The sequence below is a fragment of the Ruegeria denitrificans genome (genome assembly GCF_001458295.1).
In the GTDB taxonomy this organism is placed as follows: Bacteria; Pseudomonadota; Alphaproteobacteria; order Rhodobacterales; family Rhodobacteraceae; genus Ruegeria; species Ruegeria denitrificans.
In genome coordinates, this window is sequence record NZ_CYUD01000008.1 from 82,502 (window position 1) to 102,233 (window position 19,732).

General features: G+C 57.3%; 26 protein-coding genes. 14 read left to right on the top strand and 12 right to left on the bottom strand.

Annotated elements, in window-relative coordinates:
- Positions 1-17 precede the first annotated feature (17 nt).
- Both RUE5091_RS13210 and RUE5091_RS13215 read right to left on the bottom strand, forming a co-directional pair.
- Positions 18-626, bottom strand: coding sequence for an HdeD family acid-resistance protein (locus tag RUE5091_RS13210; RefSeq protein WP_058282396.1), 609 nt, complete (start codon positions 624-626; stop codon positions 18-20).
- A gap of 60 nt (positions 627-686) precedes the next feature.
- Positions 687-1,382: an NAD-dependent deacylase gene (locus RUE5091_RS13215; RefSeq protein WP_058282560.1), complete on the bottom strand. Its 696-nt coding sequence runs from the start codon at positions 1,380-1,382 to the stop codon at positions 687-689.
- A gap of 28 nt (positions 1,383-1,410) precedes the next feature.
- Between RUE5091_RS13215 and RUE5091_RS13220 the strand changes: the two genes are divergently transcribed.
- Positions 1,411-1,854 (top strand): low molecular weight protein-tyrosine-phosphatase, encoded by a 444-nt coding sequence (locus RUE5091_RS13220; protein WP_058282397.1) that lies wholly within the window; start codon positions 1,411-1,413, stop codon positions 1,852-1,854.
- On the opposite strand, the gene RUE5091_RS13225 is transcribed toward RUE5091_RS13220, so the two are convergent.
- The 3 genes from RUE5091_RS13225 to RUE5091_RS13235 all read right to left on the bottom strand — a co-directional run bounded on the left by RUE5091_RS13225 (position 1,851) and on the right by RUE5091_RS13235 (position 4,270).
- Positions 1,851-2,792 (bottom strand): LysR family transcriptional regulator, encoded by a 942-nt coding sequence (locus tag RUE5091_RS13225; protein WP_058282398.1) that lies wholly within the window; start codon positions 2,790-2,792, stop codon positions 1,851-1,853. The genes RUE5091_RS13220 and RUE5091_RS13225 overlap by 4 nt on opposite strands.
- A 66-nt stretch (positions 2,793-2,858) precedes the next feature.
- The gene (locus tag RUE5091_RS13230; RefSeq protein WP_058282399.1) at positions 2,859-3,167 is read right to left on the bottom strand and encodes a hypothetical protein; all 309 of its coding nucleotides are present in this window, start codon (positions 3,165-3,167) and stop codon (positions 2,859-2,861) included.
- A 2-nt stretch (positions 3,168-3,169) separates the two neighbouring features.
- The gene (locus RUE5091_RS13235; RefSeq protein ID WP_058282400.1) at positions 3,170-4,270 is read right to left on the bottom strand and encodes a Hint domain-containing protein; all 1,101 of its coding nucleotides are present in this window, start codon (positions 4,268-4,270) and stop codon (positions 3,170-3,172) included.
- Between the two features lie 162 nt (positions 4,271-4,432).
- Here RUE5091_RS13235 and lepA point away from each other — a divergent pair, with 162 nt between their 5' ends.
- The 6 genes from lepA (at position 4,433) to RUE5091_RS13265 (ending at position 8,829) form a co-directional block, all read left to right on the top strand.
- The gene (gene lepA, locus RUE5091_RS13240; protein ID WP_058282401.1) at positions 4,433-6,232 is read left to right on the top strand and encodes a translation elongation factor 4; all 1,800 of its coding nucleotides are present in this window, start codon (positions 4,433-4,435) and stop codon (positions 6,230-6,232) included.
- Positions 6,225-6,713 carry a hypothetical protein gene (locus RUE5091_RS13245; protein ID WP_058282402.1) on the top strand — a complete coding sequence of 163 codons (489 nt, stop codon included), beginning with the start codon at positions 6,225-6,227 and terminating at the stop codon, positions 6,711-6,713. The genes lepA and RUE5091_RS13245 overlap by 8 nt, the downstream gene beginning before the upstream one ends.
- 232 nt (positions 6,714-6,945) lie before the next feature.
- Positions 6,946-7,188, top strand: a complete 243-nt coding sequence (locus RUE5091_RS13250; protein WP_058282561.1) for a PA2433 domain-containing protein — start codon at positions 6,946-6,948, stop codon at positions 7,186-7,188.
- 196 nt (positions 7,189-7,384) lie between these two features.
- Entirely contained in the window at positions 7,385-7,567 is a 183-nt protein-coding gene (locus tag RUE5091_RS13255; RefSeq protein ID WP_058282403.1) for a hypothetical protein, read from the top strand.
- 148 nt (positions 7,568-7,715) lie between these two features.
- Positions 7,716-8,201, top strand: a complete 486-nt coding sequence (locus RUE5091_RS13260; RefSeq protein ID WP_058282404.1) for a hypothetical protein — start codon at positions 7,716-7,718, stop codon at positions 8,199-8,201.
- Positions 8,202-8,379: 178 nt separating this feature from the next.
- Positions 8,380-8,829: a hypothetical protein gene (locus tag RUE5091_RS13265; protein WP_058282405.1), complete on the top strand. Its 450-nt coding sequence runs from the start codon at positions 8,380-8,382 to the stop codon at positions 8,827-8,829.
- A gap of 1,109 nt (positions 8,830-9,938) precedes the next feature.
- Here RUE5091_RS13265 and RUE5091_RS22670 read toward each other — a convergent pair.
- The 4 genes from RUE5091_RS22670 to RUE5091_RS13285 form a co-directional block, all read right to left on the bottom strand.
- A complete protein-coding gene (locus RUE5091_RS22670) occupies positions 9,939-10,076 on the bottom strand; it encodes an entericidin A/B family lipoprotein (RefSeq protein ID WP_082643663.1) in 138 nt (45 codons plus the stop codon).
- Positions 10,077-10,151: 75 nt separating this feature from the next.
- Positions 10,152-10,946 (bottom strand): iron chelate uptake ABC transporter family permease subunit, encoded by a 795-nt coding sequence (locus tag RUE5091_RS13275; protein ID WP_058282407.1) that lies wholly within the window; start codon positions 10,944-10,946, stop codon positions 10,152-10,154.
- Positions 10,946-11,695 carry an ATP-binding cassette domain-containing protein gene (locus RUE5091_RS13280; RefSeq protein WP_058282408.1) on the bottom strand — a complete coding sequence of 250 codons (750 nt, stop codon included), beginning with the start codon at positions 11,693-11,695 and terminating at the stop codon, positions 10,946-10,948. Before RUE5091_RS13280 ends, RUE5091_RS13275 begins: the two co-directional genes overlap by 1 nt.
- On the bottom strand, positions 11,692-12,171 hold the full coding sequence (locus RUE5091_RS13285; RefSeq protein ID WP_058282409.1) for a transcriptional repressor: 480 nt from the start codon (positions 12,169-12,171) through the stop codon (positions 11,692-11,694). The genes RUE5091_RS13280 and RUE5091_RS13285 overlap by 4 nt, the downstream gene beginning before the upstream one ends.
- 93 nt (positions 12,172-12,264) lie before the next feature.
- On the opposite strand from RUE5091_RS13285, the gene RUE5091_RS13290 reads away from it, so the two are divergent.
- Positions 12,265-13,326, top strand: a complete 1,062-nt coding sequence (locus RUE5091_RS13290; protein WP_058282410.1) for a zinc ABC transporter substrate-binding protein — start codon at positions 12,265-12,267, stop codon at positions 13,324-13,326.
- A gap of 12 nt (positions 13,327-13,338) precedes the next feature.
- Here the strand turns inward: RUE5091_RS13290 and RUE5091_RS13295 are convergent, their stop codons facing one another.
- Positions 13,339-13,680: an ArsR/SmtB family transcription factor gene (locus RUE5091_RS13295; protein WP_058282411.1), complete on the bottom strand. Its 342-nt coding sequence runs from the start codon at positions 13,678-13,680 to the stop codon at positions 13,339-13,341.
- Between the two features lie 312 nt (positions 13,681-13,992).
- Here RUE5091_RS13295 and RUE5091_RS13300 point away from each other — a divergent pair, with 312 nt between their 5' ends.
- The 6 genes from RUE5091_RS13300 to RUE5091_RS13325 all read left to right on the top strand — a co-directional run bounded on the left by RUE5091_RS13300 (position 13,993) and on the right by RUE5091_RS13325 (position 17,742).
- Entirely contained in the window at positions 13,993-14,625 is a 633-nt protein-coding gene (locus tag RUE5091_RS13300) for an ATP-dependent Clp protease proteolytic subunit (protein WP_058282412.1), read from the top strand.
- A 134-nt stretch (positions 14,626-14,759) separates the two neighbouring features.
- On the top strand, positions 14,760-16,025 hold the full coding sequence (gene clpX, locus RUE5091_RS13305) for an ATP-dependent Clp protease ATP-binding subunit ClpX (protein WP_058282413.1): 1,266 nt from the start codon (positions 14,760-14,762) through the stop codon (positions 16,023-16,025).
- Between the two features lie 61 nt (positions 16,026-16,086).
- Positions 16,087-16,449: a RidA family protein gene (locus RUE5091_RS13310; protein WP_058282414.1), complete on the top strand. Its 363-nt coding sequence runs from the start codon at positions 16,087-16,089 to the stop codon at positions 16,447-16,449.
- Positions 16,450-16,528: 79 nt separating this feature from the next.
- Positions 16,529-16,912 (top strand): NADH:ubiquinone oxidoreductase subunit NDUFA12, encoded by a 384-nt coding sequence (locus RUE5091_RS13315; protein ID WP_058282415.1) that lies wholly within the window; start codon positions 16,529-16,531, stop codon positions 16,910-16,912.
- Between the two features lie 12 nt (positions 16,913-16,924).
- Positions 16,925-17,377, top strand: coding sequence for an outer membrane lipid asymmetry maintenance protein MlaD (gene mlaD / locus RUE5091_RS13320; RefSeq protein WP_058282416.1), 453 nt, complete (start codon positions 16,925-16,927; stop codon positions 17,375-17,377).
- The gene (locus RUE5091_RS13325; protein ID WP_058282417.1) at positions 17,374-17,742 is read left to right on the top strand and encodes a DUF2155 domain-containing protein; all 369 of its coding nucleotides are present in this window, start codon (positions 17,374-17,376) and stop codon (positions 17,740-17,742) included. Before mlaD ends, RUE5091_RS13325 begins: the two co-directional genes overlap by 4 nt.
- On the opposite strand, the gene aat is transcribed toward RUE5091_RS13325, so the two are convergent.
- Together aat and accC are read right to left on the bottom strand one after the other, a co-directional pair.
- The gene (gene aat / locus RUE5091_RS13330; protein ID WP_058282418.1) at positions 17,697-18,329 is read right to left on the bottom strand and encodes a leucyl/phenylalanyl-tRNA--protein transferase; all 633 of its coding nucleotides are present in this window, start codon (positions 18,327-18,329) and stop codon (positions 17,697-17,699) included. The genes RUE5091_RS13325 and aat overlap by 46 nt on opposite strands.
- Before the next feature lie 47 nt (positions 18,330-18,376).
- Complete coding sequence (gene accC / locus RUE5091_RS13335) at positions 18,377-19,726, bottom strand: acetyl-CoA carboxylase biotin carboxylase subunit (protein ID WP_058282419.1); 1,350 nt, start codon at positions 19,724-19,726, stop codon at positions 18,377-18,379.
- Positions 19,727-19,732: the final 6 nt, after the last annotated feature.

Here is a 19,732-nt window from a genome sequence, read left to right on the forward strand (position 1 = left end):
TCCGTTTACAGAGGCCGTCAGCGATTGACCGTGCGCATTGCCACCCGGTCATGGGCGCGTTTGAACCGGGCGGTCAACCAGAACATCACCGCTGAGAAGGCCAGCGCCCCGAACGCAATCGCCCACCCCAGCGCCACCATCCCGCTGCCGGGCCAGAAGATCAGCACCAATCCGATCAGCAGCGCTATGATCCCGGAATTGCGCACCGAGGGCGCATCGGGATGTTGATCCGACATTTGCCTCCATGCCATCAACGAGCCAACGCCAATGATTAGGGCCCACGCGCCCAACAAGAAGAAGGTCAGCCGTGCGACGCCTTCGGGCCAAATGAGCAGAACCAGACCGATAAGCAGAGCACCGACGCCGACGCCTCCGATCAGCCCACGCCGACCGAAGCCGAGTAAGGTCAGGCCGCCGTCGACGATCAGCAGCAGGCCGAGAAGACGCAGCAGCAAAGAAATGCTGCCTGTCGGCCAGAACAGCGCCGCGATTCCCAATGCTCCTGCGAAGATGCCGCGCAACAGGAAAGTCCACCACAGGCCCGCGAGTTGATCGCCCAAAGCATCGCGGCCGTCCAACGTGCCATTCTCAAGGATTTCCTCGCGCGGTGATTGGGGGTCTGTCATGATGCTCTCCGGGCTTGTTAGGCCTTCACTATAAACGAAAATTTCCGCCGATGTCTGCTGTCATCTGGGACTAAAAAAGCCATTGACCCAACGCGGGACCGTTTCTGTTGCGGGGCCGAGAATGACCTTATCAAAACTGGAGGCTCCGGTTGAGGGTTCAAGGTTCAGTTCGACCGTGCGTGCGCCGGATTGCAAGGCTTCGTGCACGAATGCAGCGGCGGGATAGACCTGACCCGAGGTGCCGATGGCCGCAAACAACGTCGCCTGGGACAGATGGTCATAGATTGCGTCCATGTGATAGGGCATCTCACCAAACCAGACCACGTCTGGGCGTGCGGTTGGCGCTGCACAGGCGGGACACGGCTCGCCCACTGCCATTTCGGGTGGCGAGGCCCAACGGTGATTGCACGCCCGGCACAAGGCCCCAGCCAACGTGCCGTGCATGTGGATGACGCGTTCGGCACCGCTGGCCTCGTGCAGACTGTCGACGTTTTGAGTGACGATCACTACCTCGCCGGTAAAGTCTTTTTGCAGTCGAGCCAATGCGGTATGCGCGGCATTGGGTTGGGCCTTGGCGGCCTGCATGCGCCGGGCGTTGTAGAACTGGTGAACCAGAGCAGGATCGCGGGCAAAGCCTTCTGGTGTGGCGACGTCCTCGATCCGGTGTTGCGCCCAAAGCCCGCCCTCATCGCGAAACGTCCCCAGCCCGCTTTCGGCAGAAATTCCTGCCCCTGTCAGTATGACGATCTTTTCCATCCTTGCCCCGCGCGTTACACCTTGGCTCATGACCCACCGTATCCTCTTTGTTTGTCTGGGCAATATCTGCCGTTCCCCCGCCGCCGAAGGCGTGTTTCGCGCCCGCGCGCCGCATGACACCACCGACAGTGCCGGAACTTCGGGCTGGCATATTGGCGATCCGCCTTATGGGCCGATGCAGGCAGCAGCACAGGCACGCGAAATTGACCTCAGCGATCTGCGGGCGCGGCAATTCGTGGCCGAGGATTTCGATCGGTTCGATCTGATCATCGGCATGGACGCTGAAAATATCGCGAATATCGAGACGTTGAGACCCTCAGGGAGCACCACAGCAGTGCGGTTGCTAACCGATTTCGCGCCGGAAACGGGCGCCGATCATGTCCCGGATCCTTACTATACCCGTGATTTTGACGGAGCGCTGGATCTGATCGAAGCCGCCGTTGAAGGGCTTCACGCGCATCTGCAGGCCTAGCCCATCACCTTTAGACGGTCCGTCAGCCATGGCAGTTGCACCAACGCCGGGTCGACGATCTGGTTGCGCATCAGTCGGCGCATCATGCCTGCAACTTCTCGCGGAACCTGATCGGACCAGTCAGTGCGGGTGAACAGGGAAATCGTGCGCGAGAACTCTCCGAACGGGGCGGGGTGGACGGCCAGCGCATCGTGAAATCGTGTCGCCCGCATATAGCCTAGCGGTGTGGTGATCGCCCAGCCCAGCCCGCGTGCGACCATGGCCATCAGGGCAAGATGCGAGCCGATCTCGAACCGGTCCTCGTAGTCCAGCTGTTGTCTGGCCAGATGCGACTCGATCTGGCGGCTTATCAGCTGCTCGCGGGCGTAGCGCAGAAAGGGCAGTTCCTGCATGGCGTTGTCGACGCCTTTGGGCGTCACCAAGATAAACGGATCGCGCACCAGTGGGTATTCGACCACGCCCTCAAGTACTTCGCCGGAATGGGCCGAGACCACTAGATGCAGGCGCTGCGCCTCAAGTTCGGCAAATAGGTCCAGGCTTGGCAAGGTGATCAGCTTGAACCGTGAGCGCGTCAGGCTGTCGGCCAGCAGTGTGGCAAGGCGCGGCGTTAGGTCGTTGTCGAAATCGTCGATCAGGCCGATGGAGAGGGTGGTCAGATGCCCCAGATCCATTACCGTCAGCTCGCCTTGGGCCATCTGCAGTTCGGCCAAAACGGCCTCGGTCCGCGCCAAAAAGCTGCGCCCTGCTTGCGTCAGCCGCATCGGGCGGCGCCCGTGATCCACCAATTCGGTGCCAAGAGCGTTTTCCAGGTTGCGCAATTGCTGCGACACCGAGGGCTGGCTGAGCCCCGTGATCTCGGCGGCCTGCGCCACCGATCCCGTCCGCGCCAAGGCTTCGAACACTTCGAGCCCGCGCAGGGTCAGCCCTTTCATTACCATCTGATACACCTTTCGCTGCGCCTTTTCTGAGGCGCAGTGTAGGTCAGGTCAAGGTTTCAGAGTAACTTAGCTGCAGATCGCCTGCGCCATCTGGCCAAAGTTCTGATACCGATCCCAAAGCGCATCATCGCGTGCGGTCTGAGACATCTTCAGCTCTTGGGCCTGATGTGGGTCGCGGAACCATTTTGCCACGGTTTTCTGATCACTGTTGGTCAGCGCCTGATCGGCCACGCGCTGAATGCAACTGCACCGCGCCCTCGTCGCCGCCGACCGGTCTGATGCCAGACATGCCTGTCTAATTTGCGCCGCGTCCACGATCGGAGCCACCGCCGTCAGCGACGTCGCGCAAAATGCGATTAAGAGGAACTTTTTCATGCTCATGCCTCGTTATTGCCTGCCCGGACGGATCTTGTGCCCCTCTCGGTCTGCGCGGGAGTATGAATCAAACGGGACTCCGGATCAATGGACAAGATTTCCCGCATCAAAAATCCCGCTTCCCTTCTATTAAGCGCCAATCTTGCCGTTTTTGTGGCTGTAGAAGCCACCCCAGCCAGATCGCGAAAAAATAGGGCATCCAGATCGCTGCTGCTCGTCACAGGGGACGCCAAAAGGCTTTCTGAGGCCGCTCCGTTTGCATCGATCACATTATGCTGATCCAACAGCAGGTGATAGAAATGGGCTGTTTTCTTATCCGACATCCGGGCGATCCCTGCGTCGACCAGACTGAGGGCGGGCACAAAGACTTCGGGTACGCCAAAATGCAACTCGGCCATCGGGTGAGTGATCAGTAGCCTGTGTTGTTGGGACACCATCAGAGGTGCAAAATTCGCCAAGGCTTCGCAGGGGATTTCGACCATTTTGAACCGACCGGTCGCAATCACGCTCTGCGAACCGACCCAGCGTACTGGTTGGCCCCCTTCGTCCTGCGTCCAAATGGCGTCGCCGGGGTTGAGGCCCTCAATCGGCACGTATCCAGTGTCGGTTCGTATCAGTGTTCCGCGGCAATAGCAGATTGGAGTGACATAATCGACGGCTGCAAAACTGGGTCCTTCCTGTGTGTCCACCACAGTCAGTTCCACCCCGGCAGGCGGAAACTCCCCGGGGCCGCCGATAAAGGCGATGCCTTCGACGGTCGCGAAGGACGGGTTCGAATTGTTCACGTTGAACGCGACAGCTTGCCAGGTATTTGTACCATCGGTCAGCGTGATGCCATATTCGGCTTCAACCCGCGTACCATCCGCAAACAACGCCCCATCAATTGTCTGATCGCCGTCCAGACGTTGATTGCCGTCATTGTCGGAAAAGTTGGCGTCGCTTCCCGCATCGGTAATGAACACTTCGGTTGCCGAGCGCGAGTCAATGGTAATAGTCTCGCCGATCAGGTGTATACCTGTACCCTGAGTGAGGCCGTCCAACCCCTGCGCCACCGAAATTGATAGCTGACTTTCCCCGAGAACAAATATCGAATAATCGGCCATGTGCTACACCGCTCTTTCAATGGCGTTTTGATCTGTTGCTAGCAAATTCGCCGCAAGACCTCAAATAACGGTAAACTTGGTCCTTAATAAGACACACAGGAGATCTGATCACAGCGCTTCCCGGCTTGACGAAGGGACATTCTCCGGACATATCCCCAACTCATGACAGACCTCGCTCATATCCGCAATTTCTCCATCGTCGCGCACATCGACCATGGCAAATCCACACTTGCTGACCGGCTCATCCAAGAGACCGGAACGGTCAAGGATCGCGACATGAAAGAACAGCTGCTCGACAGCATGGATATCGAGCGCGAGCGCGGCATCACCATAAAGGCCAACACGGTTCGCATCGACTATACCGCCGACAATGGCGAGAAATACGTGCTGAACCTAATCGACACTCCCGGCCACGTAGACTTTGCCTATGAGGTCTCTCGGTCCATGCGCGCGGTCGAGGGCTCTCTGCTGGTGGTGGACTCGACCCAAGGGGTCGAGGCGCAGACGCTGGCGAATGTCTATCAGGCCATCGACGCCGATCATGAGATCGTGCCGGTGCTGAACAAGATCGACCTGCCTGCGTCCGACTGTGACCGCGTGGCCGAACAGATCGAGGATGTTATCGGTATCGACGCGACCGACGCCATTCAGGTCAGCGCCAAGACGGGGCAGGGCATCCACGAGACGCTGGAAGCAATCGTGAAGCAACTACCAGCCCCGCTGGGCAATCTGGACGCACCGCTCAAGGCAATGCTGGTGGATTCGTGGTACGACGCCTATCTCGGCGTCATCGTTCTGGTCCGCATCATGGACGGCACGCTGAAAAAGGGGATGCGGATCAAGTTCATGTCGAACAACACCCTGCACCACGTCGACCGCGTCGGCGTTTTCCGCCCCGAGATGGAGATGGTCGACTCCTTGGGCCCCGGTGAGATCGGCTTTCTCACCGCCTCGATCAAACAGGTCCGCGACACCCGCGTCGGCGACACGATCACCAATGACCGCAACGGCACTGAAGAGGCGCTGACGGGCTTCAAACCCGCGCAGCCGGTGGTGTTCTGCGGCCTCTTCCCCGTCGACAGTTCCGAATTCGAAGATCTGCGCGACGCGATCGACAAACTGGCGCTGAATGACGCCAGCTTCAGTTTTGAAATGGAAACCTCTGCCGCGCTGGGCTTTGGCTTCCGCTGCGGTTTCCTGGGCCTTCTGCACCTTGAGGTCATCCGCGACCGCATCGAACGCGAATATGATATCGAGCTGATCACCACCGCGCCTTCGGTGATCTACAACGTCTACATGAAAGACGGCGAGATGATCGAACTGCACAACCCCGCCGACATGCCCGACCCGTCGAAGGTCGATCATATCGAGGAACCGCGCATCAAGGCGACCATTCTAGTGCCCGACGAATATCTCGGCGACGTGCTGAAACTGTGTCAGGACCGCCGCGGCATCCAGCTGGACCTGACCTATGCGGGCAGCCGCGCCATGGTCGTCTATGACCTGCCGCTGAACGAGGTCGTCTTTGACTTCTACGACCGCCTGAAATCGGTGACCAAGGGCTATGCCTCGTTTGACTATCAGATGACCGGCTATACCGAGGACAATCTGGTCAAGATGTCGGTGCTGGTGAATGACGAGCCCGTCGATGCGCTGTCGACCATGGTTCACCGCGACCGGGCCGAGATGCGGGGCCGGGCGATGTGCGAAAAGCTCAAAGACCTGATCCCGCGCCACATGTTCAAAATCCCGATCCAGGCCGCCATCGGAGGCAAGGTTATCGCCCGCGAGACCCTGTCCGCCCTACGCAAGGACGTTACCGCCAAATGCTACGGAGGCGACGCCACGCGGAAGCGCAAACTGCTGGACAAGCAGAAGGCAGGTAAAAAGAAGATGCGCCAGTTCGGAAAGGTCGACATTCCGCAGGAGGCGTTTATTTCTGCGTTGAAGATGGATGGTTGACAATTGCCTTGAGACAATCAGATTTGGTCCAGGTAAATTGCGGCGGTTCGTAGCTTCATTCGCGATCTCTTTTGTGTTTGCAGTTGCCAACTTAAGCGATGGTTATGCGATTGCTCAGACAGTGTGTGAGCCTTTAGGCGACCCCTTTCACAAACTCGAACAAATGAAGTCGGTGTTTGCCCAAGGCGACTATGTTAACTTCTTCGAGTTGACCGACGAGTTTAGTCCCAAGGAACCAACGGAAACTGAAAGTATTTCACAAGCAATGAAAGATGCGTTTCCATCAGGGTTCGGTGCTTGCTCGACACTTTTGTCAGAACAAAAGTCACCCAAGATGAGAAACGAGATCATCTTTTTTGAAGCGGTTTCTGGAGACGGAGTGTTCGTTGCTTGGAGCGCCTTCTATTACAGGGAGCGTTGGGTAGTTGCAAAGTACTCGGTGTCTACAGATTTTGAGACAGCGAGGTGGGCTTCCGGCTAGCAGGGAGCGATTGTTTCATCATTCAAGAATGGATGCTAGGCCTATCCATTCTGGTGGCGGTGGGTGGAAGCGGTTGGCGTAGCCAACTGCGTACCCACACAGTGGGGTGGGAGAGCGACCGAAGCCGCTCAGCCATCCCTCGCCGATCCGCTGCATCGGATGCTGACGCCCTCCGGGCCTGACCCGTTTCATGGTATTCTCAGCACACCAAAAAAAACGGGAGGATGAATCAATGAAACATCTGCCTCTGGCCGCTGCCTTCTGCCTGCTCGCCGCGCCCGCCTTTGCCGGGCAATGCCCCGCCGACATTGCCGCCATTGATGCGGCTCTGGCTGCGGGTCCTGAGCTGTCTGATGAACAGATCGCAAAGGTCGAAACATGGCGCGACGAGGGTGCCGCGCTGCACGATGCGGGCGATCATGATGCCTCGGTTGCAACTCTGGCCCAGGCTAAGGAACTGCTTGGCCTGAACTGACACAATATTACCGAACCCGGTTTGGTAAACGGGCGGCGCGTTTGCGCCTCCCCTCGGATCGCTCGCGGCCCTTAGCGCTGTTGATCGACCGTCGATATTGCACCTCGGATCACCGTACATTCTGACCCAGATCAAGGACCACTCTTGGTCTCGATTCTAGTCTCCACGAAAACACACTGGCAAAAAAGAGGCCTCTATGTCGCCCCTGACGCTGATCCTTCACATCTTCCTTAGTTCCACCTTCGCCGGGTCCGCTGTGGTTGCGGTTCTGGCCATGGGGTACGCATCATCGTGGACAACCATCCTGATCGCCGCTGTCGTTGGGTTTGTGGCGGCGTTCCCGGTCTCGTATCTGGTGGCGCGGAAACTCGAAGGCTGACCCTTACCCTGCGGTCGTTAAAAAAGACGCAGGGCCTGATTTAGACGCTCACATCGCAATCTGTTATTGTGTCCGCGGGGGACCGCGTTTGGGCGGCTATATTCTTCGGGTGCCTGCAACGCCTGACCCTCAGAAATGAGAGGTTATTATGCACAAATTCTTAACGGCGACCGCAGCCACAGTTCTGACCCTCGGCTTGTCTGTAGGCTTGGCTCAGGCCGAGACCTATGACGCCGCAGCCAAGGGCACGGGGGTGAATGCGAACCAGGTCTATGGCATTTCGGACGGGAACGCCGTGGTCAAAACGCAGACCGACTATGACAGTTTCGAAGTCGCCGCCGGGCACCCTCTGGAGGGGGCAACGGGCACGTGTTTCGGTGCTGTTCTGGTCAATGGCGCTGCGGTCTCAGGCACCGGGAATTGCGTGTTTGACACCACATCAGGCGAAAAGGCGGTGATGACCTGGACGGCAACTGGCCTTGGAGCGGATGGGGCTTTGACGGGAGAATGGACAGTCTCGGGCGGGTCAGGCAATTGGGCCAGCGCCACTGGGGGCGGGACGTTTTCGTCGCTGACTGATCCTGATACCAAGAAATTCGTGAATACGATCTCTGGCAGTTTCACGATCGAATAGATTAGTTTTCACAATAATTTAAGGCGGGGGTGCGTGGATTGATGCGCCCCCGTTCGCTGTTGTTGTCTGAGGGTTCCATGAACCATTTATGAAGCTTCCCTAAGGTAAGTTGTAACTGGATCGTGCACTCCCAATCTGTTGAGCAGGCCAGCATCGGCCCGACAGAAGGAGAGAGCCTATGACCAGATACATGACTGCCGGAGCAGCCGCTTTGGCCACGACCCTCACTCTTGGAACGGCCGCGCTGGCCGACACTGCGCCTGATCTGCGCGGCACCTGGTTGGGCTCGTACACAACTGTTTCCCCGTCTCATGTCCAACGCGGTGAAGAGCCGCGGTTCAATCAGGCGGAATGGATGCTGGATATTCAGATCCAGGAGGAAAACGTCTTTTGGGGCCCCAGCAAATGGCGGCGCGACGGTGATACCGAGTGGAACGAGTACGAGGCCACCGGCACCATTAGTCTGGATGGTTCGGGGAATATCGGGATCGTTGAGACTTCACCGCTGGTCATTGGTACGAATGCGTTGATCGATGCCCGGTTTGAAGACGGAAAGATCTATGCGGATTTCCGTAGCCTGCGTAACGGAACGACATACAGCACCGTTCTGGAACGTCAGGTGAACTGAAACGTCTCCGGCCCGATCGGTCTGTAGGGGGTACTGGCTGCGATTTGTCGCGGCACTTGGAAGGTAATCCCGGTCGGGTCGGAGCGTTTCTCATGAAGCGGAACCATGGTCTCCACTGGGAGGGGAGGGGTCGGGCGGTGTTTGCGCTGCCTGCGACAGGGTCCGGATTGGTCGGTACTGAAATGCGGCGTTCCCCGGTACAGACTACCCGTACTTCGCGATCCTTCAGCGCGATGTCGCAGAACAAGGGCATGGACGCCCGACCCATACTCCGCCTAATGCGCCCTGCCAGATTCGGGCAGCGATTCCTGATAATCTGCGTCCTCCGGTCAAAATATACCGCTGATTTCTTCATTTTTTTGGCGGAAAAGCCTTTGCGGGTGCAGAAAGATGATGAAAATGAGTTGCTATCGACTGTTTTAACTTTTCCATCTTCAAGTCTGTGCGTCTTCGTATTTTCCAGAGTTATCCACATAATTTTCCCGGCAGATATCAACATCTTATCCCCGTTTATTTTTCATGCTGCAGTGCTATTTTCTTGTCCGAAACGAGCCCGGATGTAACAGTTTGTTTACCGCAACGGTTCTTAGGAGCCAGGGTGGGGCGCAAAGACCAGGGGGTCAGAGCGATGAGGCTAGATTTTAGGATTTAACTTCACTGCAATGGCTTACCGGTGGGCGATTGGCTGATGTGGATGCCGTATTCAGATCAGATAATCGCTCTCTCAGAAGGTCGGCGCATGCCGTGTGAGCCGTAAGGCGCTGCATGGCGGCTTTGGTCCTTTACTGGGCTAAGGCAACTGGCTCGGGGCGTTCCTCGGACGTGCCGACCCGGCAAGGCGTCAGGAGTATCCGCAAGGATGCATGCATGGACCGCGTCTGCGCACCTGACGCCTTTTCCTTTTGCCGGACATTGATTTGAAACAGGCTGCCACTCTATCCCTTGTCAAAAAGGGAACGGGGTTCTTGTGCGCACACAAGAACCCCGTCGGGTTGTCAGAAATGCAATGCCGCGTCTATGCACCTGTGAACCAGAGCTTACTTTGGATCAACATTGGATTCAACTATATGTTGGGGTTTGTGCGTAAGATAGGCAATAAATGGGGTGTTCTACAGGTTCTCCTGAACATCTGTGGCCGCGCCCTGAATCGCGTCACCGGCCTTTTCAATGTCTTTGCCAGCGCCCTTTGCGGTTTCGCAGGCGGTGAGGGTGAACAGGGCCAGCCCAATCAGAATTGCACGGGTCATCGGTGTCTCCATTTGTGTCCGTCATATGTTGCGTAGCAGTTTTTCCCGAACGGAACCAGAGCTTTGGAGACCGTTCTAATCCTTGCGGATCATGGGGCCAATCAGAGCGGTTGCAACAAAGAAGATGGCGGCTGCGCAAACGATGCTGGGCCCGGCCGGCGTGTCGGCCAGATAGGCACCCCACAGCCCGCCCAATGCGGCCAGAGTTCCGATGACCGCCGCACAATACGCCATGGCCTCGGGTGTTTTGACCAACGACCGTGCACCTGCTGCCGGGATTACCAGCAAAGCGGCGATCAACAGAACACCAACTACCTTGATAGCAACCGCGACGACCAGAGCCATGGCAAGGGTCAACCACATCTCTTCCCTTTTGGGGTCGATTCCTGACGCATAGGCGAGGTCTGGGTTCAAAGTGGCCACCAACAGGGCGGACCATCTCCAGGTCATCAGGCCCAGGATCAACGCACCTCCGATCCAGATGGTCGCCAGATCGCTTTTGGTGACGGCAAGGATGTCGCCGAACAGAAAGGCATTCAGGTCCAACCTGACATCCGCCAGCAGGGACACGGTTACCAGTCCTGCAGCCAGGGCGGTGTGGGCGATGACACCCAGCAAAGTGTCCATTGCAAAACCCTTGCCACGCAACAGTGTCACGGTCAGGCCCATTGCCAGAGCCGCAGCGACAATGGCAGGCAGGAAGGGCAGCGAAAAGGCCAATGCAAGCGCAACACCCAGAACTGCTGCGTGGGCAGTTGCCTCGCCCAGATAGGCCATGCGACGCCAGACTACGAAACATCCCAGAGGGGCCGCGGCAATCGCAACGCCGACCCCCGCCAGGGCAGCGCGAACCATAAAATCGTCCAGCATCAGTGGGTCTTGTCCTGCGCGTGATGGTGATCGTGATGATGGGAATGACTGTGCCTGTGTTGGTATAGGGCCATAGTGCCCTTGGTGCCGCTGCCGAACAAAGCCCGGTATTCCGGCGCGTCAGCAACGGTGTTGGGCGAGCCTTCGCAGCAGATATGACCGTTCAGGCACAGCACACGGTCCGAGGCCGCCATGACCACATGCAAATCATGGCTGACCATCACGATCGCACAGCCCAGATCGCGACGAACCTGCTCAATCCGCTCGTAAAAAGCTGCCGCTCCGGGCTGATCAAGCCCTTGGGTCGCCTCGTCCAACAACAAAAGCTGCGGGCTTTCCAATAGCGCGCGCGCCAGCAGCACACGCTGAAACTGCCCGCCGGATAGTTTTGTCATCTGCCTTTCGCGCAGGTCTGGGACCCCGGCAATGTCCAGCGCTTTGACGGCATCGCGGGCGGGGATGCGTTTGGGAAGGCCCAGAAATCGCTGTACTGTCATTGGCAAGGCTGCATCCAGCGCCAGTTTCTGCGGTACGTAGCCGATGCGCAGACCCGTCGCGCGCTTTACAGTGCCTTGGGCAGGGGACACAGCGCCGATCATTGCGCGCAGAAGGGTGGATTTTCCCGATCCGTTAGGTCCGACAATGGTGACAATCTCACCTTCGGAAACCGAGGCGTTCACATGTTCAAGAATGGTTCTTCCATCCACGCGAATGGACATATCTTTCAGCGAAATCAGCGTTTTCGTCATGGTAGTTCCCCAACACATTCGGGGCACAGGCCTTCGGCTTCGACTACCACCCGCTCGATCTGAAAACCCGACGTACTTGCCGCAGCACCCAATCGTCCCTGAGTCAACTCGGTCTCGGTTTCGGCAACTGCCTTGCAGGAGCGGCAGATCAAGAAGGCCGGGACGTGATCGTGGGTCGGGTGGGCGCAGGCGGCATAGGCATTCAGCTGCTCGATACGGTGAACGAACCCGTTCTGTACCAAAAAGTCCAGCGCACGGTACGCCACAGGCGGTTGCGAGCCCAACCCTTCGGCGGACAGAATACCGAGGATATCGTAAGCCCCCATTGCCCTATGTTTTTCCAGAAGAATCTCAAGCACTCGACGTCTGACCGGGGTGAATTGCAAGCGTCGCGTTTTGCACTTGGCTTCGGCCTGGGCCAGAGCGGTATGAACGCAATGCGTATGGTCGTGCTGTCTGAATCCAACTGTGCTCATGAGGGCGCTCCGGGTATTTTGGTCTTGATATGTTATAACACCAAGCTTATCAAGCGTTTGAAAAATGTAATAACATATCATCTTGGAGTTCACATGTTACGTTCCGCCCTATGTGTGATCGGTGCCGGTCTGGCTGGTCAGGTCGCTGCCGAAGCCCCGATTGTTGCGACCGATATTGCCCCAGTTCATTCCTTGGTCGCGCGTGTCATGGTGGGCGTTGGCGAGCCGGATCTGATCATTCCGCCGGTTGCTTCGCCACACAATCACGCGATGCGCCCTTCGGAAGCACGCGCGCTGCAATCCGCGCATGTAGTGTTCTGGGTCGGAGAAGAATTGACGCCCTGGATGGTCAAGCCGCTGAGTGCATTATCCGGGGATGCGCAGCTTGTGACTTTACTTGATGTGGACGGAACGGTTTTACACGATTTTCGCGATGTCGCCGAAGATGATCATCATGATCACGACGATGATCACGCCAAACATGATGACCATTCTGAACATGCCGACCATGATGACCATAGCAGTCACGTCGATCATGACGATCATGCCGAAGACAAGCACGATGACCATGCAGACTACGAAGAGCATGCTGAAAAAGATCATGCAGGCCATGATGATCACGGTCACGACCATGACGGAATTGATCCCCATGCCTGGCTGGATCCCGAAAACGCTCGGGTTTGGGTGCAGGTGATCGCTGAAACTTTGGCCGCCGCTGATCCGGATAACGCTCAGCAGTATCGCGACAATGCGCAGGCCGCGGACGTAGAGCTGGTTGAATTACAGGCGGAATTGATCGCCGATTTAAATGGCATGCAGGCGCGCCGCTTTATCACCTTCCATGATGCTTATCAGTATTTCGAAAAGCGCTTTGGCCTCGAAACCTCGGGGTCAGTCAGTCTGGGTGACGCTTCTGCGCCGGGGCCGGCCCGTCTTGCCGCCGTGCAAAACAAAGTGACCGAAGATCAAATTGTCTGTGCCTTCGCGGAGCCGCAATACGACACGCGTCTGGTGAAAACCGCAATCGAGCGAACAGGTGCGACGATCTACGAACTGGACCCGATCGGTGTGGCCATCAATCCCGGCGCGGATCAGTATACCCGGTTGCTGCGCGCATTGGTCGACGGCTATCAGGCCTGTGCACAAGGATCGTAAAAGGCTGACGGTTCAGCCTTTTTCCTCGTTGCAGAACATGTCGTAGACAAGTTCAAGCATGCGACGCGGGCGGTCATCCGCCAGACGATAATAGATCGCCTTGCCCTCGCGGCGGGGCGTTACCAAGCCTTCCAGGCGCAGACGGGACAATTGCTGGGATACGGCGGCCTGACGGGCGGATAGAAGCTCTTCCAACTCGGTCACAGATTTTTCGCCAGAAACCAAGTGACATAGGATCATCAATCGCCCCTCATGGCTGATGGCTTTTAGGAAATTTGACGCGCGCGCCGCATTGGTAACCATCTTGTCAAACGACTGGGGGGGCATGTCTGGCGAAAGCTGGGGAAGGGCCATCGTGTGTTTCCTTTACTACCCGTAAACCGGGCGGGTGTTGGTCTGAGTGTGTTCGCATACGTGATGCGGTTGGTTACTTATTTTGATCATGTATTTCCATATGCACGGATCAAAATGATGTGATGTGAATGCCGCAAAATTTGATGTCGCCCTCTGGCGGCGGTTTTGAAGACGGCGCGTTTGGACATCAAAACACGGCGATAGTGGGCGAAGTATCCGGTGCCCCTTGCAGCCCCCCGATGGCGACACTAAGACTCGGGTAACGTTTCTTCGGGTAATGTCCCGATCCATAGCAAAGCAGGCAGGTTCAGAATGTTCGATCCAGTTGATACCTATATGAATACGCTCGTCCCGATGGTGGTCGAACAGACCAGCCGTGGCGAACGCGCCTACGATATTTTCTCACGCCTTCTGAAAGAGCGGATCATTTTCATCAACGGTCCGATCCATGACGGGATGAGCCATCTGGTCGTGGCCCAGCTGCTTCACCTTGAGGCTGAAAACCCCAGCAAAGAGATCTCGATCTACATCAACTCGCCTGGCGGTGTGGTGACCAGCGGTTTGTCGATTTATGACACAATGCAGTACATCAAGCCAAAATGTTCAACATTGGTCATCGGTCAGGCGGCCTCGATGGGGTCGGTTTTGCTGGCCGGTGGTGAAAAGGGAATGCGTTTCTCGCTGCCCAACAGCCGCATCATGGTGCACCAGCCCAGCGGCGGATATCAGGGTCAGGCCAGCGACATCATGATTCACGCAGCCGAGACGCAGAAATTGAAGGATCGCCTTTATGACATATACGTGCGTCATACCGGCCAGACCAAAAAGGCGGTTGAAAAAGCGCTTGATCGTGACAATTTCATGAGCCCGGAAGAGGCGAAGGATTGGGGTCATATCGACGAAATCGTCGAAAACCGCGCCAAAATGGACGGCGACGAGGCCTGAGTTTAAGCCTCTGTACCGGTGGTGCGGAGGCGCATTTTGAGATTGTAGCCGTCTCGGTGCTGGCCTAAGCTGCACCAACAGGTGGCAAGCGCGGTTCCGGACGGGCCGCAGGGACGAAGCCCGAAAGGTAGAACATGGCGACGAATTCAGGCGGTGACGGCAAGAACACGCTCTACTGCAGCTTCTGCGGCAAGAGCCAGCATGAGGTGCGCAAGCTGATTGCTGGGCCGACCGTATTTATCTGCGATGAATGCGTCGAACTGTGCATGGACATCATCCGCGAGGAAACCAAGGCCAGCGGGCTGAAATCCTCAGATGGGGTGCCGACGCCGAAAGATATCTGCGAAGTTCTGGACGATTATGTGATCGGTCAGGCCACGGCCAAACGCGTTCTGTCGGTTGCGGTTCACAACCACTACAAGCGTTTGAATCATGCCCAAAAAGCGGGCAGCGATATCGAACTGGCGAAATCCAACATTCTGCTGATCGGCCCGACCGGTTGCGGCAAGACCTTGCTGGCGCAGACGCTGGCGCGGATTCTGGATGTGCCGTTCACTATGGCGGATGCCACCACACTGACCGAGGCCGGTTATGTGGGCGAGGACGTCGAGAATATCATTCTCAAGCTGCTGCAAGCCAGCGAATATAACGTCGAACGCGCGCAGCGCGGCATCGTTTATATCGACGAGGTCGACAAGATCACGCGCAAATCCGAAAACCCCTCGATCACGCGCGACGTGTCGGGTGAGGGCGTTCAGCAGGCGCTGCTGAAGCTGATGGAAGGCACCGTGGCCAGTGTGCCGCCTCAGGGTGGTCGCAAACATCCGCAGCAGGAATTCCTGCAGGTGGACACCACAAACATCCTGTTCATCTGCGGTGGCGCGTTTGCGGGCCTGGACAAGATCATCGCACAGCGCGGCAAGGGTTCGGCCATGGGCTTTGGTGCCGATGTGCGGGACAATGACGAACGCGGTGTGGGCGAGATTTTTAAGGATCTGGAGCCCGAAGACCTGCTGAAATTCGGTCTGATCCCAGAATTTGTCGGCCGTTTGCCGGTTCTGGCGACGCTGGAAGATCTGGATGAGGACGCGCTGGTCACCATCCTGACAAAGCCTAAGAACGCTTTGGTCAAGCAATACCAGCGCCTGTTCGAACTGGAAGATGCCGAACTGGCCTTTACTGATGATGCGCTGAAATCAATCGCCAAGAAGGCCATCGAACGCAAGACCGGTGCGCGCGGGCTGCGCTCGATCCTCGAAGATATCTTGTTGGATACGATGTTCGAATTGCCCGGCATGAAAAACGTGACCGAGGTTGTGGTCAATGAAGAGGCGGTGTCGTCCGACAAGCAGCCGTTGATCATCTACGCGGATGCGGCGGAATCGGCCTCGGCCGGATAGACTCAAAGCGATTTACAAACACGGCGCGGCTTGGACCGCGCCGTTTTTTTGTGGGGGTTTTATGACGATCAAGCGTATCTCTTCGGGCGGAGAATTTGAGGCCAAAATAGGCTATTGCCGTGCGGTGGTGGCCGGGGGTTGGGTGCATGTTGCCGGAACGGTCGGGCAGGGCGATGACGTGACCCAACAATGCCGTTCAGCACTGTTCACAATCGAAAATGCCCTGACCGAGGCTGGGGCCAGTTTTGCTGATGTTGTTCGCGTAACTTACATGCTGCCGGATCGTGCGGAATTTGAACCCTGCTGGCCGATTTTGAGAGAGTATTTCGGAGATAATCCCCCGGCCACATCCATGATCGAATGCGGTTTGATTGACCCGAAATTCCGGATCGAGATCGAAGTAACGGCTTATTTGCCGGAATAGTGAGCGCAGTCCTAGTGACACTGGACCTTGGCGTGCCTTTGGTCCATATCTGCGGGGACAGAAATACCGGAGGCAGCCGATGGGAATCCTGAACACGCTATTGCGGGCCGTAACCTGGTGGAACGGGGCCACTCTGAACACGCAGATCTACACCGCGCGCAAGGGCGTCAAGGTCGGTGAGGATGACGAAGGCAATGTGTTTTATCAGAACGCCGACGACAGCAAACGCTGGGTGATTTTCAACGGTGAGGCCGAGGCCAGCCGGATCGACCCCGATTGGCACGGCTGGTTGCACCGCACCTGGGATGAGCCGCCAACCGACAAGCCATTACAGCACAAATCCTGGGAAAAACCCCATCAAGAGAACCTGACGGGCACCGCGCTGGCATATACACCCGCGGGGTCTCTGCGCCGACAAGACCCGGTCGAGCGCACGGATTACGAGGCCTGGAGCCCGGAATAAACGAGGCGAGCAATGTCGACTTATAACGTGACCGAAGTTCTTGTCGGTGGAGCCGTGCTGGCCTGCGCCGTTGCCTTTGGCGTCTATGCGAGCCAGTCCACCGGTCTGTCGCAAGGCGGTGAAGGTTATCAGCTGGAGGCCTCCTTCCGGTCGCTGGAAGGTGTCGGAGTGGGCACAGATGTGCGTCTGGCCGGGGTTAAGATCGGCACTGTGACGGGCGTTACTCTGAACGCTGACACCTATCGCGCGGACACAACCTTTACGATCCGGGACGGCATTCTGGTGCCCGATGACAGCGCCATCGTGATCTCTTCCGAAGGGCTTTTGGGGGGCAATTTTGTTGAGGTTATGCCCGGTGGTTCGCCATTCTATTTCGAACCGGGTGATCAGGTCGAAGATACCCAAGGCGCGGTCAGCCTGATCTCGTTGCTGGTCAAATTCGTAGCCGGGGATGGCGGCGAATGAGGAGTTTCCTGCTAATCGCGGCTCTGCTGGTGGCCACGGGAGCAATGGCGCAGCAAAAGGTTCAGTCTGGTCCCGGGGCGATCCTTCGAGGCTTGGACAAAGTCAATGGCCAAACTGTCGATGTCGAAATGCAAAACGGTCAGGCCGGAGAAATTTTTGGTCTGGATGTCGCACTGGCAGATTGCCGTTATCCTGCCGAAAACCCGACCGGTGATGCGTTTGCCTATCTGACAATCTGGGAAAAGGGCAAGTCGGATCAGTTGTTTGACGGCTGGATGATTGCAACGTCTCCGGCATTGAACGCGCTGGATCATTCACGCTATGACGTCTGGGTGATCCGCTGTATCACACCCTCGGGCGACTGATCCAAGGGGGCGGTGAAATCCGCACTGGCGTTCAGGGCCTCGTCCAATTCCTGTCGGTATTGCGCGCGCGGAATTTCGATCGCGCCCAAAGACGCCAAATGTGCGGTCAGAAACTGGGTGTCGAATAGTCGAAACTCGGTCTGGCGCAGTCGATCCACCAAATAGGCCAGCGCGATTTTGGACGCATCTGTCCGGCGCGAGAACATGCTTTCCCCAAAGAACGCAGCTCCTAATGTGACGCCGTAAACACCTCCAACCAATTGGTCCTTGTCCCAAATCTCCAGAGAATGTGCAAAGCCAGTTTGGTGGATTTGCAGGTACAGCTCACGCAGTTCAGAGTTGATCCAGGTGTCGGCGCGGTCTGCACAGCCGTCGACCACCCCGTTAAAGTCCTGATCTATGGTGACAGTGAATCCGCAATTTCGGATTCGGCGCGCCAAGCTGCGCGAGACGTGGAACCCATCCAATGGAAAGATGCCACGAAACTTGGGATCGACCCAGAACAGCTCGGCGGCATCGCGGTGTTCGGCCATCGGGAAAATGCCGATGGAATAACCGTGCAGTAATAGTTCCGGGGAAAGACTCATGCAGAATGCTCGAAGGGCGAAGGGGAAAAACCCTTCGCCCCAGTATGTTAATCGGCCATATGCTCGGCCAGCCAACGCTCCAACCAGTGGATGTTGTAGGTACCGCTGTGAATATCAGGCTCTTGCAGCAGCTCGTGGAAGAGGGGCACAGTGGTGTCGATGCCATCCACGATCAGCTCGCCCAACGCACGCTCCAGACGGGCCAGCGCCTCGGCCCGGTCGCGGCCCTGTACGATCAGCTTGGCAATCAGCGAGTCGTAATAAGGTGGGATCGAGTAGCCATCATAAAGCGCTGAGTCCATCCGGACGCCCAGACCGCCGGGCGCGTGATAGGCCGTGATCTTACCCGGGCAGGGCGAGAAGTTGGGCAGCTTTTCAGCGTTGATCCGAACCTCGATGGCGTGGCCGTTGATCTCCAGATCATCCTGACCGAACGACATGTCTTCGCCCGCGGCGACAAGAATTTGTTCGCGGACCAGATCGACGCCAAAGATGCCTTCGGTGACCGGGTGTTCCACCTGAAGACGGGTGTTCATTTCGATGAAATAGAACTCGCCGTTTTCGTAAAGGAACTCAATGGTGCCCGCGCCGATATAGTTGATCTTGGCCACGGCGTCGGCGCAGACTTTACCGATTTTGGCGCGTTCTTCCGGGGTGATGCAGGGGCCGGGGGCCTCTTCGAACACTTTTTGGTGGCGACGCTGCAGCGAACAGTCGCGTTCGCCCAGATGGACGGCCTTGCCTTTACCATCGCCAAAGACTTGAATTTCGATATGGCGCGGCGTGGTCAGGTATTTCTCGATATAGACCTCGTCATTGCCAAAGGCGGCTTTGCCTTCGGCCCGCGCGGTCATGAAGGCGCTTTCCATCTCATCGGCGTTCATCGCGACCTTCATGCCGCGTCCACCGCCACCCGCGGTGGCTTTGATGATGACGGGATAGCCGAATTCCTCACCGATACGCTTGGCGTCGGCCAGCGTCGGAACACCACCGTCAGAACCGGGAACGCAAGGAACACCCAGTTCCTTCATCGTGTCCTTGGCGGTGATCTTGTCGCCCATTATGCGGATATGTTCCGCGGTGGGGCCAATGAAGGTGATGCCGTGGTCTTCGACAATCTGCACAAACTCTGCATTCTCGGACAGGAAGCCATAGCCAGGGTGGATCGCCTGCGCACCCGTGATTTCACAGGCCGAGATAATCGCGGGCACCGACAGATAGCTTTGCGGGCTGGGGGGCGGGCCGATACACACCGATTCGTCCGCCATGCGAACATGCATCGCGTCACTGTCGGCGGTGGAGTGGACGGCGACCGTCTTAATCCCCATTTCGCGCGCGGCGCGGATAACGCGCAGGGCGATCTCGCCTCGGTTGGCAATCAGGATTTTGTCGAACATGGGCCC

Coding starts and splice junctions, on each gene's coding strand:
- RUE5091_RS13210 (WP_058282396.1), bottom strand. CDS start 626: ATGACAGACCCCCAATCACCGCGCGAGGAAATCCTTGAGAATGGCACG.
- RUE5091_RS13215 (WP_058282560.1), bottom strand. CDS start 1,382: ATGGAAAAGATCGTCATACTGACAGGGGCAGGAATTTCTGCCGAAAGC.
- RUE5091_RS13220 (WP_058282397.1), top strand. CDS start 1,411: ATGACCCACCGTATCCTCTTTGTTTGTCTGGGCAATATCTGCCGTTCC.
- RUE5091_RS13225 (WP_058282398.1), bottom strand. CDS start 2,792: ATGGTAATGAAAGGGCTGACCCTGCGCGGGCTCGAAGTGTTCGAAGCC.
- RUE5091_RS13230 (WP_058282399.1), bottom strand. CDS start 3,167: ATGAAAAAGTTCCTCTTAATCGCATTTTGCGCGACGTCGCTGACGGCG.
- RUE5091_RS13235 (WP_058282400.1), bottom strand. CDS start 4,270: ATGGCCGATTATTCGATATTTGTTCTCGGGGAAAGTCAGCTATCAATT.
- lepA (WP_058282401.1), top strand. CDS start 4,433: ATGACAGACCTCGCTCATATCCGCAATTTCTCCATCGTCGCGCACATC.
- RUE5091_RS13245 (WP_058282402.1), top strand. CDS start 6,225: ATGGTTGACAATTGCCTTGAGACAATCAGATTTGGTCCAGGTAAATTG.
- RUE5091_RS13250 (WP_058282561.1), top strand. CDS start 6,946: ATGAAACATCTGCCTCTGGCCGCTGCCTTCTGCCTGCTCGCCGCGCCC.
- RUE5091_RS13255 (WP_058282403.1), top strand. CDS start 7,385: ATGTCGCCCCTGACGCTGATCCTTCACATCTTCCTTAGTTCCACCTTC.
- RUE5091_RS13260 (WP_058282404.1), top strand. CDS start 7,716: ATGCACAAATTCTTAACGGCGACCGCAGCCACAGTTCTGACCCTCGGC.
- RUE5091_RS13265 (WP_058282405.1), top strand. CDS start 8,380: ATGACCAGATACATGACTGCCGGAGCAGCCGCTTTGGCCACGACCCTC.
- RUE5091_RS22670 (WP_082643663.1), bottom strand. CDS start 10,076: ATGACCCGTGCAATTCTGATTGGGCTGGCCCTGTTCACCCTCACCGCC.
- RUE5091_RS13275 (WP_058282407.1), bottom strand. CDS start 10,946: ATGCTGGACGATTTTATGGTTCGCGCTGCCCTGGCGGGGGTCGGCGTT.
- RUE5091_RS13280 (WP_058282408.1), bottom strand. CDS start 11,695: ATGACGAAAACGCTGATTTCGCTGAAAGATATGTCCATTCGCGTGGAT.
- RUE5091_RS13285 (WP_058282409.1), bottom strand. CDS start 12,171: ATGAGCACAGTTGGATTCAGACAGCACGACCATACGCATTGCGTTCAT.
- RUE5091_RS13290 (WP_058282410.1), top strand. CDS start 12,265: ATGTTACGTTCCGCCCTATGTGTGATCGGTGCCGGTCTGGCTGGTCAG.
- RUE5091_RS13295 (WP_058282411.1), bottom strand. CDS start 13,680: ATGGCCCTTCCCCAGCTTTCGCCAGACATGCCCCCCCAGTCGTTTGAC.
- RUE5091_RS13300 (WP_058282412.1), top strand. CDS start 13,993: ATGTTCGATCCAGTTGATACCTATATGAATACGCTCGTCCCGATGGTG.
- clpX (WP_058282413.1), top strand. CDS start 14,760: ATGGCGACGAATTCAGGCGGTGACGGCAAGAACACGCTCTACTGCAGC.
- RUE5091_RS13310 (WP_058282414.1), top strand. CDS start 16,087: ATGACGATCAAGCGTATCTCTTCGGGCGGAGAATTTGAGGCCAAAATA.
- RUE5091_RS13315 (WP_058282415.1), top strand. CDS start 16,529: ATGGGAATCCTGAACACGCTATTGCGGGCCGTAACCTGGTGGAACGGG.
- mlaD (WP_058282416.1), top strand. CDS start 16,925: ATGTCGACTTATAACGTGACCGAAGTTCTTGTCGGTGGAGCCGTGCTG.
- RUE5091_RS13325 (WP_058282417.1), top strand. CDS start 17,374: ATGAGGAGTTTCCTGCTAATCGCGGCTCTGCTGGTGGCCACGGGAGCA.
- aat (WP_058282418.1), bottom strand. CDS start 18,329: ATGAGTCTTTCCCCGGAACTATTACTGCACGGTTATTCCATCGGCATT.
- accC (WP_058282419.1), bottom strand. CDS start 19,726: ATGTTCGACAAAATCCTGATTGCCAACCGAGGCGAGATCGCCCTGCGC.